Below are 16,388 nucleotides of genomic sequence, written 5' to 3'. Positions count from 1 at the left end.
TGCGAACACTAGGCCCGCATTTTGCTTTCATTAAAAAATCTTAATTTTGATTTTCTAGTTGAGCTTTGATCAAGTCACCAATTGTAGTTGGACCACTTGTTTCCGCTTGTTGTTTCTCAGAATGAGATTTAAGAGCAGCTTTTTCTTCAGTAGCATCTTTCTGCTTAATAGAAAGAGCAACAGTACGCGCTTTACGATCAAGATTAATGATCGCGGCTTCGATTTTATCGCCTTCTTTCAATACAGATGTAGCATCTTCAATGCGCTCACGGCTCAATTCAGAAACTTTAATTGTTGCCTCAACACCGCCTGCAAGAACAATTACAGCACCTTTAGCATCAACTTCTTTAACAGTACCTTCTACGATAGCGCCTTTGTCGTTTTCAGCGGCGAAACCAACAAATGGATCTTCTTCCAATTGCTTAACACCCAAAGAAATACGCTCACGTTCAGCATCAATAGATAATACAACTGTTTCAAGATTATCGCCTTTCTTATATTGACGAACAGCTTCTTCACCTGTCTCGTCCCAAGAAAGATCAGATAGGTGAACCAGACCATCAATACCGCCTTCAAGACCAATGAACACACCAAAATCAGTAATAGATTTGATTGCGCCAGAGATTTTGTCGCCTTTGTTGTAAGAAGTAGCGAATTCTTCCCATGGATTAGGAGTACATTGCTTAACACCTAGAGAAATACGACGACGTTCTTCATCGATATCTAGGATCATTACTTCTACTTCATCACCAATTTGAACAACTTTAGATGGGTGAATGTTCTTGTTCGTCCAATCCATTTCAGATACGTGAACCAGACCTTCAACACCTTCTTCAAGCTCAGCAAAACAGCCGTAATCAGTAAGGTTAGTAACCTTAGCTGTTACTTTAGTACCTTCTGGGTAACGAGCTTTAATTGCAACCCATGGATCTTCACCCAATTGCTTAAGCCCTAGAGATACACGGTTACGCTCGCGGTCAAACTTAAGAACTTTAACGTCGATTTCATCACCAACAGCAATGATTTCGCTTGGGTGCTTGATACGCTTCCAAGCCATATCAGTGATATGTAGAAGACCATCAACACCGCCAAGATCAACGAATGCACCGTAATCAGTAAGGTTCTTAACGATACCTTTAACTTCTTGACCTTCTTCTAGAGAAGCTAGAAGCGTTTCACGCTCTGCACTGTTAGTTGCTTCCATAACTGCACGACGAGAAACAACAACGTTGTTACGTTTTTGGTCAAGTTTAATAAGTTTAAACTCTAGATCTACACCTTCAAGGTGTGAAGTATCACGGATCGGGCGAACGTCAACCAAAGAACCTGGCAAGAAAGCACGGATATTCGCAATATCAACAGTGAAGCCACCTTTGACCTTACCATTAATAACACCAACAACGATTTCGCTGTTTTCGTATGCTTTTTCAAGTACTTCCCAAGTTTCAGCACGTTTCGCTTTTTCACGAGACAATTTAGTCTCACCGAAACCATCTTCAACAGCATCAAGAGCAACTTTTACTTCGTCGCCGACTTTTAAAGTGAATTCACCGCTTTCGGAAAGAAATTGAACGCGAGGAATAACACCTTCAGATTTTAGACCTGCATGAACAGTTACCCACTCACTATCGATATCAACGATAATACCAGTAACAATCGAGCCTGGAGCCATTTCTACGGTTAACAGGCTTTCTTCAAACAGTTCAGCGAAGCTTTGAGTCATTGTGTTTCCTTTAAATTAGTACGCAAGCGCACTTTAACCGTATTACCAGCCCATACGGGGTAATTTTATGATGATGCAAAATAGATTTGGCTGGTCTCTATTTTGACTGAAACTTTACTTGTAGAGCCTAATTATCATGACACCACAAAAATAATATAGCCGCATTCGCCATAAATAGGAGTTCCCACTCAAGTCAATATCCAGCTATCTATATAATAAGTCGTCTTAATTTACACAACACCCTTTTTCGACACTTCTTTTAGAATAATGTCCACCACTTCTTCAATAGGCATTGAGGTGCTATCTATAACAGTCGCCTCGCTCGCAGGCACAAGAGGCGCGATGGCTCTATTAGCATCACGCTCGTCTCTTTCTTTAATAGAAGCCACCAAATCTTGAAGGTTAACATCCCCACCCTTCTCTTGCAATTGCAAAAAGCGTCGTTTGGCTCTTTCTTCAGCCGATGCAGTGAGAAAGATCTTGACTGTCGCATCAGGAAACACAACAGTTCCCATATCACGACCATCTGCTATCAGACCAGGATCTTGAGCAAACACCCTTTGCCGAAGCAACAACCCCTCTCTCACAGAAGGAATGGATGCCAAAACTGACGCCCGATTACCAACGTCTTCCGTTCGGATAGCTTGGGTAACCACCTCACCTTCTAAAACAATATCTAACTTACCTTCTGAATCTTGTAAAAATTGAATATCTAAATGTTCAGCTAGAACCTGAAGCGTCTCATGATCTTCAATAGACATATCATGATGAGAGACAGCAAGCGCCAATAAACGATACAAAGCCCCACTATCTAAAAGATGCCACCCTAACTTATCTGCCAACAACTGGCTTACAGTACCTTTGCCTGCACCACTAGGTCCATCAATTGCGATAACAGGAGATTGATTTATCATACTACTTCCTCTTTAAAAACTACTGAGTTATTAAACATGGAATACCCAATGACTCAGTAACACGCTCAAACTCGCTAAATTCTTCAAACAACCCAAAACAATCTTGAACCTTAACTACCTCTGAACTTCTTGCCCCTAACGCCATTTGCGCCATAGCCAATAAATAGTCACCCGCACAATCCAACTCACCTCCCTGAGGTGTCGAACCTTCGATTTCAATATAATCATTACCAATCGAGCAGGTAACATTTAATTTCATCAAAGAATCAATTAGGCTTCTTAATCTTTCTTCACACTCAAATGGCAATTTACTTAATCCATTTACTCGGCTTTTTCCTTTTGCAAAAACAGCGGCAACACACACAAAAACCAATTCTTCACGAATCAAAAATGCCTCTTCTTCACTTATCAAAAACGATGATAAAGAAGAAAATTGCACAAGGACACTCTCAGATACTTCAGGAACACAACTAAACGACGACAACGTCATTATATTAGCACCCGATCTCTTCAAAACAGACAAGTACCCTGTCCTTGTACTATTTACAAGAATATTTTCAATCTCTAACCTAGAACCTGGCAAAATAGTCGCTAACAAAATAAGCCATGCCGTCTTTGTAACATCTGCAGGCAAAGTAATATCAGCAGACTTAAGACACCTATCCTCAGGGTAATCAAATGCACGATCCTTTTCAGTCAACTTACAACCAAACGCCGCCATTAAGTTTTCCGTATGATTTCGATTAAATACAGACAAGCCAAAACTCACATCACCAGTAGAATAACAACCAGCCAAAATAGCCGCCATTTTTGCTTGAGAATAAGAACCCTGAATCACAATATCAGACTTCGGAATCTGATCAGGCTTAATATGCACAGGTAAACCTGACGAAGCAGATGAAGACACATCCGCCCCCATTGACCTCAGCACAGGCAAAACATCACTTAACGGTAAGTTTAATAAGTCTCCCTCACCGATTAAAGAAACCTCAAAGTCTTGCCCCGCCAAAACCGGTAACAAAATATATAACGTCGTAGAAGAGTTACCCACATTAATAGGAGCAATCGGCGCTTTTAAACCACGCAAACCTACTCCATGAATTCGTAACTGCCCCTCACCATATTCTTCTATCACAACCCCCATATCCCTAAAGGCTTGAACTGTTAACTTTGCATTAGAGCCAATATCCAAGTTGCTTAATACACTGACCCCCTCTGAAAGCGCAGCCATCGCAATAGCCCTGTGAGACAACGACTTATCACCAGATAAAGACACCCTCCCTTTAACAGATCCCATTACTGGGAATGATATGGATATTGACTTAACATTGATTTCATTTCCAGCCGCCCTTTCCTCAAGCAAACGCATGAAGTGATCTCTAGCAGACTTAGCCCTAGTAAATACACCAAACATTGAAGCACTATCCGAGGCTTCAATCGCTTCTTTCATTTGATCAAGGCGCCCCATGAACTCATTTAATACAACTAAGGTGGCGTCTTTATTTACGAGAAAAACATCCCTCCACATTACAGGGTCACTGGAAGCAATCCGAGTAAAGTCCCTAAAACCACCCGCTGCAAAACGAAATACATCCTGCCTCAGCTCGCTATTTGCTAACGAATCAACCAAGGTGTAAGCAAGAAGGTGAGGTAGATGACTTGAGCCAGCCAACACTAAATCATGATGATCCACATCCATACTGACAACTTCAGCACCAATAGAAGACCAAAACAAATGCAGCCGATCAAGCAACTCCAGATCACTCGCCACCAAAGGAGTAACAATAACCTTGTGATTCTCAAACAAATGTGGGTTTGCAGCTAAAACACCGCTTTTTTCCGCACCCGCAATAGGATGACCAGGAATAAAATTAGCAGGAACAGATCCAAAAATACGCTTCGCTGACTCTATAACACTTGCCTTAGTTGAACCCACATCAGTAACCAATGTGTTTGATCTCAACATTGGGGCAATCACCTCCAATACATGCTCCATGGCCCGCACAGGAGTAGCCAGCAAAATAACATCCATTTTTTCAATCACATCCGGTGTTAACTCAACAGCAAAATCAATAACACCTGTTGAAACACCTAAAGACAGCTCCGTTTCTCGTCGATCGGAGCCATATAATGTCGCCAAACCTCGGTCTTTCAAAGCCTTGGCAACAGAGCCGCCAATCATTCCTAAACCAATAATTAGGACATTACCAAAATTATTTGAAACCTTTAACTCTTCTGGTAACGACAACGCAACCCCCAACCAACAACGTTAATTAAAACAAAAAACGAACAACAGACTAAATTCACACCTACAACACAGCAATAGGGTAAGAACCTAAAACTTTAACTTCTGATGCACACGCTTGAAGTTCTTTAATCAACACCTGAGAAGTTTCGTCTTTATAATGCCCTTCAAAATCGATATAAAAAATATACCCCCACTTACTCATCAATGAGGGTCGGGTTTCCAATCGAGTCATACTGACCCCCAATCTTTTGAAAGGCTCAAGCAAGCTGTACAATGCGCCCGCTTCATTCTTGGCGCCAATAAGGAGGGAGGTCTTATCTTTTCCACTTGCAGGAACCAACTGATGCCCAATAATCAAAAAGCGTGTCGTGTTATCTGGCCTATCTTCAATATTAGAAGACACTTTTGTTAAACCGTACAACTCGCACGCAATTTCACCCGCAATAGCAGCTATAGCACGTCCATTCTGAGCCGACTCAGACACCATTTTTGCCGCTTCTGCATTCGAATTAATGGAAACCCTTTCTGCATGAGGCCAATAACGATCCAACCACGCTCGACATTGAGCCAATGATTGCTGATGCGAATAAATATGAGTAACTTCATCTGGATTTACCGAAGGAGCAACCAATAAATGATGATGAATGCGCTCCTCAACCTCTCCACAGATTTTCAGCTTCGAATCCCTAAAACTGTCAAGAGTATGATTTACCACCCCTTCTGTGGAATTTTCTACTGGAACAACACCATAATTTGCTGAACCAGACTCAACCTCTCTAAACACCTCATCAATTGCTGCCATAGGCGCACTTACAATGGATTTACCAAAATGCTTAATCGAAGCTTGTTGAGTATACGTGCCTTCGGGACCTAAAAAAGCAATTCTCATTGGCTTCTCCAAAGCCAAACAAGATGACATCACTTGCCTAAAAATTCGGGCCATCTCTTCATTACCGAGTGGGCCTGTATTTCTTTCCATTACCCGCCTTAAAACCTGAGCCTCTCTTTCAGGGCGATAAAACACAACGGCTTCGCCCCCTTGATCAGCCAACTTCACTTCTGCAACTTTTTGAGCACATCGAGCTCGTTCATTAATAAGCTGCTGGATTTCATTATCTATTGCGTCAATTCGATCACGCAATAAGGGCAAAGTGACAGGTACGTCTTTATTTTTATCAACCATGTTAGATTATCCGTAGCGCTTTTCAAATGACAACATAAAGTCAACCAGTGCCTGAACCCCTTTAAGAGGCATGGCATTATAAATACTCGCTCTCATTCCACCAACAGAGCGATGACCAGCTAAAGTTTTCAAGCCCGCCGACTCAGACTCCATTAAGAACGCTTTTTCAAGAGACTTATCCACCAGCACAAAAGGAACATTCATTCTAGAACGAGAGTCAGGATGAATTGGATTGGAATAGAATTGGCTTTTATCAATTGTTTTGTATAAAAGCTCTGCTTTTTGAATATTGACAGCCTCCATTGCGGTAACCCCACCCTGCTTTTCTAGCCACTCAAAAACCAAATCAGCAAGGTAAATAGCAAAAGTAGGTGGTGTATTAATCATAGAATCATTGGCAGCTAAATTGGCAAAATTCCAAGTAGTCGGTAATGAACTTTGGCTACGAGCCAACAAATCTTTTCGAATAATACAAATTACAACGCCAGCAGGACCAACATTTTTTTGCGCACCTGCATAAATCATCCCGAACTTACTTACATCGATCTCACGAGACAATATAGTAGACGAAAGATCCGCAATGATCGGCAGGCTTGTTTCTGGAAGGTCCACAAACTCAACACCACCAATAGTTTCATTAGGCGTTATATGCAAATAAGCAGCAGACTCATCTATCACCCAATCTTTAAGAGCCGGAGAGTAGGTATAACCATCCTCTTTTGAAGATGCTACAATACTCACATCTCCATATTTTTTTGCCTCTTTAATAGCCTTTACAGACCAAACACCGGTATCAAGGTAACAAGAGCGGTCAAAACCAACCATTAAATTAGCTGGAATCTGAGAAAACAAAGTCGAGGCTCCACCTTGAGCAAATAAAATTTCGTATTCATCACTGATATTTAGAAGTCTTGATAAACGCTCTTTTGCTGAACGAAGAATAGAGACAAACTCGTCACTACGATGACTCATCTCCATGACAGATACCCCAGTACCATGCCAATCCAACATTTCTCCCTGCGCTTTCAACAACACTTCTTCAGGCAACGCAGCTGGGCCAGAACAAAAGTTATAAACTCGACTCATTCCAACAAACACCTCTTAATCAGAGCTTCAAATCAATAAAAAATGCGGCCTTAGCGACCGCATTTTAAAGTTTATTCGCCTTTTGTATCATTATTTTCAGGCAATTCATTTACCTCAGGAGCAGCACCCTCTCCCTCAGTGACGACAACATCATCAACATTTTCTACGTCATCTATATCTTCATCTTCAACCACTCGCTCAAGACCAACAAGATGCTCGCCTTTGGTTAAGCGTATCAAAGTAACACCTTGCGTATTTCTCCCCTGACAAGAAACTTCTGAAACCCTTGTTCTAACCAGTGTACCTTGATCAGTAATTAAAATAATTTCGTCACTGTCATCAACCTGCTTAGCACCAACCACCGGACCATTTCTATCCGATACCTGAATACCAATAACACCTTGACCGCCACGCCCATAAACAGGAAATTCATCAATCGCTGTGCGCTTACCAAATCCATTCTCACAAGCCGTCAAGACACTCATACCAACTTCTGGAACAATCAAGGAAACCACTTTCGCTTCATTAGCAAGTTTAATACCACGAACACCCGCAGCCGTTCTTCCCATCGGGCGAACATCCGTTTCTTTAAAACGAATCGTTTTCCCAGCAGAAGACACCAACATAATGTCATTTTCGCCGTTAGTGATAGAAACACCGACTAATTCATCCGTTTCATCTAGACTCAAAGCAATCAAACCCGTTGAACGAGGACGAGCAAAGTTCCCAAGAGCTGTTTTCTTAACCGTTCCATTCGCTGTCGCCATAAAGATATAATTACTAGAAGCAACATCATCTGTCTGTCCAGCAGACTCATCACTCTCTTCAGCATCATCCTTAGTTGGCACAATTAAAGGTAGCAACGCAGAAATAGACTCACCCTCACTTAAAGGCAGCAAATTAACTATTGGACGACCTTTTGCATTACGACTAGCAACCGGAATTTCAAACACCTTTAACCAATATACTTTACCGAAGTTACTGAACAGCATAATGGTGTCATGACTACTCGTAACCAAAAGATGATTGATATAATCTTCATCTTTCATACTCGCGGACGACTTACCGCGGCCACCTCGGCGCTGAGCCTGATACTCCACCAATGGCTGCGACTTAGCATAGCCCGTATCAGAAATTGTCACCACCATTGGCGCTTCTTCGATCAAATCCGCAATGGTTAAATCTTGTCTCGACGTTACAATCTCTGTACGTCTTACATCGTTAAATTCTTCTTTTACCGCAACCATCTCATCACGAATTACTTCCATCAAACGCGTTGGATTCGCCAAAATATTCAGCAGCTCACCAATTACTTCAATTAACGCCTTGTATTCATTAAGCAACTTATCGTGCTCTAAGCCCGTTAAACGATGTAAACGTAAATCGAGGATAGCCTGCGCTTGGTCAGGAGATAAATGGTAACTTCCATCATTAAACCCGTATTGGGAGTCCAAATTATCAGGACGACACGCATCCGCACCCGCTCTTTCAAGCATGGCCACTACATCACCCGGCTGCCAACTTTCCGTAATCAACTTGTCTTTTGCTTCAGCAGACGTTGGAGAGGTTCTAATTAACTCAATAACCCGATCAATATTAACCAGGGCAACAGCCAGACCTTCTAAGATATGACCACGTTCACGCGCTTTACGTAATTCAAAAATAGTACGGCGTGTAACAACTTCACGACGATGTTTAACAAAACATTCAAGAATTTGCTTTAAATTAAGCAGTTGAGGACGTCCCTCAACCAGAGCGACCATGTTAATACCAAACACTGACTGCAATTGAGTTTGAGTAAATAAATTATTCACAATAACGTCAGCATTTTCACCACGCCTTAACTCAATAACAATACGCATACCATCTTTATCAGACTCGTCACGTAACTCACTAATACCTTCTAGCTTCTTCTCTTTAACCAACTCAGCAATTTTTTCAATCACTTTTGATTTGTTAAGCTGGTATGGAATTTCAGTAAAGACGATGGCTTGACGATTCGCTTTATCCATATCTTCAATATGATGACGAGCACGCATATAAATACGGCCACGACCTGTTTTATACGCTTCAACAATACCTGCACGACCATTGATGAAAGCCGCTGTAGGAAAATCGGGACCTGGCACAAATTCCATCAACTCATCGATCGAAATCTCAGGATTGTCAACCACCGCCAAACAACCATCAATGACTTCACCCAAATTATGAGGAGGTATATTTGTCGCCATACCTACTGCAATACCGGCAGAGCCATTGACCAGAAGCCCAGGAACTCTTGCTGGTAAAACTTCAGGCATAAACTCGGTACCATCGTAGTTAGGCACGAAATTTACCGTTTCTTTTTCCAAATCCATCAATAAATGATGTGATATTTTTTCCATACGGATTTCGGTATAACGCATTGCGGCTGCATTATCTCCATCAACCGAGCCAAAGTTACCTTGGCCATCGATCAAGGTATATCGCATAGAAAATGGCTGAGCCATACGTACGATAGTGTCGTAAACAGCCGTATCACCGTGTGGGTGGTACTTACCAATTACATCACCAACAATACGTGCTGATTTTTTATAAGGTTTATTCCAATCGTTTTTCAGTTCATTCATCGCAAAAAGAACGCGACGATGCACGGGCTTCAGACCATCTCTTGCATCAGGCAGAGCTCGACCAACAATAACGCTCATTGCATAATCAAGGTATGAGCTTTTTAATTCATTTTCGATGCTAACAGGAATAATTTCTTTGGCTAATTCACCCATAGGTACAACCGATCCTTATGACGTGGGATTTTACAAACCCAATGAATATCTTTTTTTATAAGCGCGGCATTGTATCACAAGCCTCGACAGAACTCCCATATATCCCCCTATGTTTTCCGCTAAAAATACCGCCACTCATACTAAGAGTGTTTTTCATACCATATTCTGATACTTGCAACATATCGCTCAAACAAAAAAACATTAATATCAAGAAAAAGCCTGAGTAACTTGGTAGAACATTCTTGAAACGCTATAATTAAAAAATCTTTATAAGGGCGCGCCATGAGCAACCAACTTAAAACCATTTGGGTCGACACGATCATTTCTCCAGAGTGGATCGCAACAGCGTCCCATCAAGGACTTCTAACCAACCATAGCGTTATTATAAACGACAGCACCATATTGGATATCATTCCAACTAGTGACGTTCAAACACAGTACCAAAGCAATGACCATTTCATTCTCGAAAACCAAATACTAACACCGGGGTTTATTAACACTCACGGACACGCTGCCATGACTTTATTTAGAGGCTTTGCAGATGATTTACCTCTAATGACTTGGCTACAAGAACACATCTGGCCAAACGAATTCAAATGGCTTTCTTCGGGCTTCACTACAACAGGCTCAGAATTGGCCATTGCTGAAATGATTAAAAGTGGAACCACCACATTTAGTGACAATTATTTTTTTTCAGACGACGTTGGAGAAGTCGCCATAAGAACAGGCATTCGAGCTCAACTTTGCCCAACCATTTTATCCATGCCTACTGCATGGGCAAAGACCACGGATGACTATCTCCAACGAGCAATTGACACTCACCATAAATTTAAAGACTCACCATTGGTAACGGGAGCTCTTGGGCCTCACTCGCCGTATGCTCTTTCTGACAAAGATCTTGAAAAGGTAGCCATGCACTCACAAGATTTAGACTGCATGGTTCAAATGCATGTGCACGAAACAGAGGACGAGATAAAAGACTCCTTAGCACAATATTTTTGCAGACCCTTAGCACGACTTGAACGAGTAAGCCTATTGAACAGCCGTTTACAAGCCGTACACATGACTCAATTAACTGAGTTTGAAGTTGAGTTAATTGCTAAAAACAACGTAAACGTGCTCCACTGCCCCGAATCCAATTTAAAATTAGCTAGCGGCTTCTGCCCAGTAAACTCCTTAATGCAGTCTGGCATAACCGTCGCTCTTGGAACAGACGGTGCCGCCAGCAACAATGACCTAGACATGCTAGGAGAAATGCGCACCGCATCACTTCTATCAAAGGCCGTTGCACAAGACGCCACCGCGTTGAGTGCTGAAAATACACTTAAAATGGCAACAATAGAAGGCGCAAAAGCACTAAAAATAGACCAAAAAACAGGCTCAATTGAGATTGGTAAAGCAGCAGATCTATGCGCCACAGCATTAAGTGAATTTGCTAATATGCCAATCTACAGCCCAATATCACAACTTATTTACACGGCAACAAGAGACCAAATCACGCATGTCTGGGTCGCAGGAAAATTACTATTAAACAAAAAAGAACTTACAACCATCGACTGTGATGCATTAAAAGAAAATGTCAGCATGTGGCATCAGAAAATCCGTTATCCAAATCCAGTCGGCGATTAGTTTAAGACCCTTTGTCGAATAAAAACATTTGAGTTTTTAGCTTTCTTATTAGGTATTTAATCATGACCACAGAAACACAAAATGTAGATTTAAATGAAATCGCTAAGTTTGAAGCACTAGCAAGCCGCTGGTGGGACAAAGAAAGTGAATTCAAACCATTACATGAAATCAATCCCTTAAGAGTGAATTACATCAATGAATCCGCTCAACTTAAAGACAAAAAAGTCATTGATGTTGGCTGTGGTGGTGGAATTTTATCTGAGGCGATGGCTCAACTTGGTGCAAATGTAAAAGGCATAGATATGGGTGAAGCCCCTTTAGGCGTTGCTCGCTTACACCTTCTGGAAAGCCAACTCGATGTAGACTACGAACGCATAACAGCAGAAGAAATTGCAGATCGCGAGACAGAACAATACGACGTAGTAACTTGTCTAGAAATGCTTGAGCACGTTCCCGATCCAGACTCCATCGTTGCGGCCTGCATGAAACTCGTAAAACCTGGTGGTTTTGTGTTCTTTTCAACAATTAATCGTAATCCAAAAGCTTACTTATTTGCGGTTATTGGCGCCGAATATGTACTTAATTTATTACCTAAAGGCACTCATGATTACGCCAAATTCATTCAACCAGCCGAACTAAACAACTACGCAAGGAAATCAGGTTTAGAGGTCGAAAACCTCATTGGTATGACCTACAACCCTTTAACTAAAATCTATAAACTTAACGAAAAAGACGTTTCCGTAAATTACCTTATGAGAACACGTAAACCATTAAGAAATAAATAATATTATTCGTTCGAATTTTTAAAGAGTAAGGAATATTTATGCTCGATTATCAAGCACCTAATGACTTATTAAACGATAAGGTTATTCTTGTAACTGGTGCAGGAGATGGCATCGGACGCTCAGCGGCCTTACATTATGCGGCTCATGGCGCTACCGTCATTTTATTAGGTCGCACCACAAAAAAGCTTGAAGATGTATACGATGAAATAGAATCTCACGGATACCCTCAGGCAGCAATCGTCCCCCTTAATTTAGACACTGCAGCCGAACACGATTACATTGAAATTGCCAATACAATTCAAGCGGAATTTGGCCGAGTTGATGGTATTCTATTCAACGCCAGCATTTTAGGTGATCGTACAGGGCTATCAAACTACGAACCCAGTACATTTGATCAAGTGATGAGAGTCAATGTAAGCAGCCAATTTTTAATGACTCAAACACTCATGCCCTTATTGCTGGAAGCGCCTGAGGCATCCATTGTTTTTACTACATCCAGTGTGGGTAGAAAAGCACGTGCTTATTGGGGAGCGTACGCCATATCTAAGTTTGCTACAGAAGCCATGATGCAACTACTTGCCGACGAATTAGAAAATACGTCAAATGTTCGAGTAAACGCCATTAACCCTGGAGCGACACGAACCAACATGAGAGCAAGGGCTTTTCCAGCAGAAAACCCAGCATCCGTAATGGCTCCTGATGACTTGATGCCTCTTTACCTTTATCTAATGGGAGAGGACAGTAAAGACATTAATGGCCAGTCAATCGACGCTCAACCCGCTCGTCAGGTCTCCTCATAAAACTGACCTTTTTAAGATAAAGAACATTAACAGAGCGCATTCTTTTTATGTTCTTTATCTCCAAAAAAACCTTGCCTATGATTTAGTTGGAAAACTCATCTTTTATCATTACTTTTTAAGAACATGCTATTTATTCTGTAAAAATAACCACTTAAAGAGCTACACAGACATTCTTCATTGCTGTACTCTAAAACCATGAAAAATTTTTACATATTTACCCCCATCATTTTATTTATATTTACGCTTTATATCATCAACCAAAATACTGCATTCGCTAACCCCCCCTCACCCACAAAACACACTCAAATGACTAAAATAAATCAAAGTATAAATGACAAAAACCACTATAAAAGCATTACCTTAAAAAACGGCTTACTCGTTCTTTTAGTATCAGACCCCAAAGCAGAGAAATCAGCCGCATCACTCTCTGTGAACGTCGGTTCTTATCAAGATCCAAAAGGACAAGAAGGGCTCGCTCATTTTTTAGAACACATGCTTTTTTTAGGTACTGAAAAATACCCTGATGCAGCATCCTACCAAGCCTTTATTACCGAAGGTGGTGGATCAAACAACGCCTACACAAGCAACGACACGACGAATTTCTATTTCGACATTCAAGCAGACGCTTTTCAGGGTGCGTTAGATCGATTCTCTCAGTTTTTTATCAGCCCTCTTTTTAGCAAAGAATTTACCGACAGAGAAAAAAATGCCGTTCACTCTGAATACCTTGCCAAAATCAATGATGACTCTAGACGCTCAAACCAAGCATTTAAAACACTACTCAATCCAAAGCACCCACAAAGCAACTTCAGTGTTGGCAGCCTAGAAACATTAAAAAACCACCCCAACCTGGATCTTCAAGTACAACTTAAAAGGCTCTTCGATACCTACTACAAAGCCAATAACATGGCGTTAACCTTAGTTTCAAGTCAATCAATAACAGAGCTAGAAGAGTTAGCAACACACTACTTTAGCAACATAAAATATTCTGATGTAAAGACAGGTTTAATCGAAACCGTTCCTGACGAGCCTTTAACATTAAAAAACGCCCCATCCATACAATTTATTCAACCTATTGGAGACATTCATAAACTGCAATTTTTATTTCCAATACCGTCACAGCTGTCAAAATACCACAGCAAACCCAGTCAATACTTAACTTACATTTTAGGCCATGAAGGTGCAGGGTCACTACTTTCTTACTTAAAACACAAAGGGCTTGCTAATGCTTTAGGCGCCAGCAGTGGCTCACCATTCGCAAAGCAACAGTTTTTGACCGTTAGTATGCGCCTGACAGACAAAGGTATAATCCAAATAGACGATGTTTTAAGTGCTTTCTCCCACACTTTAAACACGCTAAAAAACACCCCAATCCAACCACTTTATTTGGATGAGAGCAAAACGCTAAGCCATCTAGCATTCAACTATTATGACTACATTCACCCAATTAGGCTGGCATCTATATTATCAAGTCGCCTTTTACGCTACCCAGTAGAAGACGTTATCTCCTCTTTTAAAATTAGCAGCGTAGCACAGACAACAGACATTAAAGAGTTGATGTCATTCCTCACATTCGACAATCTGTTTATTCAGTTAATTACTAAAGAGCACTTCCCACAAAACTGGTCTGCTCATCCTTTAATCTGGGAAACCGAACACTGGTACCAAAGCAAATACACTAATTTTAAACCCAATGACTACCTTAAGGATTTATTTAATGCACCCAAGAAAATTGGTCAAATCTCTTTGCCAGAAGCGAACCCTTACCTGCCGGAAGATTTATCCACTATAAATGAATTCGATGAGCATCCAAGGTTAATATTTCAAGTGCCAGGAATTACCTATTGGCATCGCTCCGACAACCGATTTGATAAACCTGAAAGCAACCACTTTTTAGCCATCCGCTTTAAAGGTGCCGCCGACACAGCTGAACATTATTTACTCAATCGTTTACTCACAAGACTTTTTGACGAATCTATGAGCGAACAAACCTACTTACCTTATGTTGCGGGTCTAGGCTATCGTATTTATCCGCACCTTAACGGTGTAACGATCAATACAAGCGGCTACTCAAACAAACAGTTTGACTACTTAAAATGGCTTTTAGAAGCATTCCTAGCGTTCACCCCCTCCGAGGAACGCTTTAATGAAATCAAACAACAATTAACCAAAGACCTTTCAAATCAGATAAATACAGCCCCCTATCAATTGGCCATATCAAAGCTTTCAGATCTTGTAATCGAAGGAAGCACGACTATCGATGAAATGATAGCAGCACTGCCCTCACTTAACTTTCAAGACTTACTTGAGTTTATGGCCACCAGATTTCAATCTTTCAATCTTGTGGCTTTTAGTAATGGCAATGTCACCAATCAACAAAGCCATGACTTTGCTCAAATACTGCTTTCAATGAATAAGCCCCGTCTAAACACTCTTGAAAGTATTGACAATGAAGCAGCGACATTTTCCCAAGCAGATAGACTCACTCGTCAATTTGAAGCAAGCAGTGAAGACCAATCTGTTTTATATGTAATTAGAGAAGCCAATGGACTAACTTTAGACGATGAACTAAAAAGCAAAATGCTATTTGCAATCAACAATCAACTTTTCTCCAATAAATTCTACAGTTCATTAAGAACCAAACAACAATTTGGCTATATAGTCAGCACTCATAATTTTGTTATGCAAAACGTACCCAGCCTCGCTTTCACTGTTCAATCTCCCACTCGCAGTAACACAGACATCGTTAATGCCATTGAGAGGTTCATTGAAAGCCAGCATATTGAAATTCAAAACCTTCATGAGGATTACTTCAATAAAGCCAAGTCAACCATTATGAAAAGCCTGGTTAGAGAGTCAAAAAGCTTAAAGGAAACAACCGGAAGAGACTGGCGCGAGATTGCAAAACTGGCCCCTGACTTTCAAAGGAAAGAGCGGCTTATTGAAACGTTAAACTCAATTGATATTGGTGAATTTCAAGCATTCTACAAAGATAAAATACAAGACGGTAACGCGACTCGAATAGTGATTCATAACCACCCATTGGATACAGAGAAACTGCACTCTAAAAACTGGACTCCGTTATAGTCTACATTGCCATCCAGATAACACCTGAGCAGTCAACTCAGGTGTCATTCAAGAATCACTTCCCCTAACCGCCGCTTATACAAAAAGAAGCATGCGTACCTTTTCTTCAATATCTTCTATCAACTCTTGCCCTAAACACCAATCCCTGACGTAAATCAAATAACCACTTTG

Annotated in this window: 10 protein-coding genes; 4 read left to right on the top strand and 6 right to left on the bottom strand. The window is 41.0% G+C overall.

Annotated elements, in window-relative coordinates:
• Positions 1-40 precede the first annotated feature (40 nt).
• The 6 genes from rpsA to gyrA all read right to left on the bottom strand — a co-directional run bounded on the left by rpsA (position 41) and on the right by gyrA (position 9,916).
• Positions 41-1,723, bottom strand: coding sequence for a 30S ribosomal protein S1 (gene rpsA / locus ACMUMJ_RS12310; RefSeq protein WP_414679146.1), 1,683 nt, complete (start codon positions 1,721-1,723; stop codon positions 41-43).
• Between the two features lie 230 nt (positions 1,724-1,953).
• Positions 1,954-2,637: a (d)CMP kinase gene (gene cmk / locus ACMUMJ_RS12305; RefSeq protein ID WP_414679145.1), complete on the bottom strand. Its 684-nt coding sequence runs from the start codon at positions 2,635-2,637 to the stop codon at positions 1,954-1,956.
• A gap of 19 nt (positions 2,638-2,656) precedes the next feature.
• Positions 2,657-4,885 (bottom strand): carboxyvinyltransferase, encoded by a 2,229-nt coding sequence (locus ACMUMJ_RS12300; RefSeq protein ID WP_414679144.1) that lies wholly within the window; start codon positions 4,883-4,885, stop codon positions 2,657-2,659.
• Between the two features lie 61 nt (positions 4,886-4,946).
• Positions 4,947-6,068 carry a prephenate dehydratase gene (pheA, locus tag ACMUMJ_RS12295; protein WP_414679143.1) on the bottom strand — a complete coding sequence of 374 codons (1,122 nt, stop codon included), beginning with the start codon at positions 6,066-6,068 and terminating at the stop codon, positions 4,947-4,949.
• Between the two features lie 6 nt (positions 6,069-6,074).
• Complete coding sequence (gene serC, locus ACMUMJ_RS12290) at positions 6,075-7,154, bottom strand: 3-phosphoserine/phosphohydroxythreonine transaminase (RefSeq protein WP_414679142.1); 1,080 nt, start codon at positions 7,152-7,154, stop codon at positions 6,075-6,077.
• A gap of 71 nt (positions 7,155-7,225) precedes the next feature.
• Positions 7,226-9,916: a DNA gyrase subunit A gene (gyrA, locus tag ACMUMJ_RS12285; protein WP_414679141.1), complete on the bottom strand. Its 2,691-nt coding sequence runs from the start codon at positions 9,914-9,916 to the stop codon at positions 7,226-7,228.
• Between the two features lie 282 nt (positions 9,917-10,198).
• Here gyrA and ACMUMJ_RS12280 point away from each other — a divergent pair, with 282 nt between their 5' ends.
• From ACMUMJ_RS12280 to ACMUMJ_RS12265, 4 genes are all read left to right on the top strand, one after another.
• Positions 10,199-11,545: a TRZ/ATZ family hydrolase gene (locus tag ACMUMJ_RS12280; protein ID WP_414679140.1), complete on the top strand. Its 1,347-nt coding sequence runs from the start codon at positions 10,199-10,201 to the stop codon at positions 11,543-11,545.
• Between the two features lie 62 nt (positions 11,546-11,607).
• Positions 11,608-12,330, top strand: coding sequence for a bifunctional 2-polyprenyl-6-hydroxyphenol methylase/3-demethylubiquinol 3-O-methyltransferase UbiG (gene ubiG / locus ACMUMJ_RS12275; RefSeq protein ID WP_414679139.1), 723 nt, complete (start codon positions 11,608-11,610; stop codon positions 12,328-12,330).
• Between the two features lie 38 nt (positions 12,331-12,368).
• A complete protein-coding gene (locus ACMUMJ_RS12270; RefSeq protein ID WP_414679138.1) occupies positions 12,369-13,130 on the top strand; it encodes a YciK family oxidoreductase in 762 nt (253 codons plus the stop codon).
• 306 nt (positions 13,131-13,436) lie between these two features.
• The gene (locus ACMUMJ_RS12265) at positions 13,437-16,217 is read left to right on the top strand and encodes an insulinase family protein (protein WP_414679137.1); all 2,781 of its coding nucleotides are present in this window, start codon (positions 13,437-13,439) and stop codon (positions 16,215-16,217) included.
• Positions 16,218-16,388 lie beyond the last annotated feature (171 nt).

Origin of the sequence: Marinomonas phycocola (assembly GCF_047525455.1) — a bacterium.
Lineage (GTDB): Bacteria > Pseudomonadota > Gammaproteobacteria > Pseudomonadales > Marinomonadaceae > Marinomonas.
The sequence above is the reverse complement of the archived record's forward strand: the minus strand, read 5'-3'. Positions and strand labels throughout refer to the sequence as shown.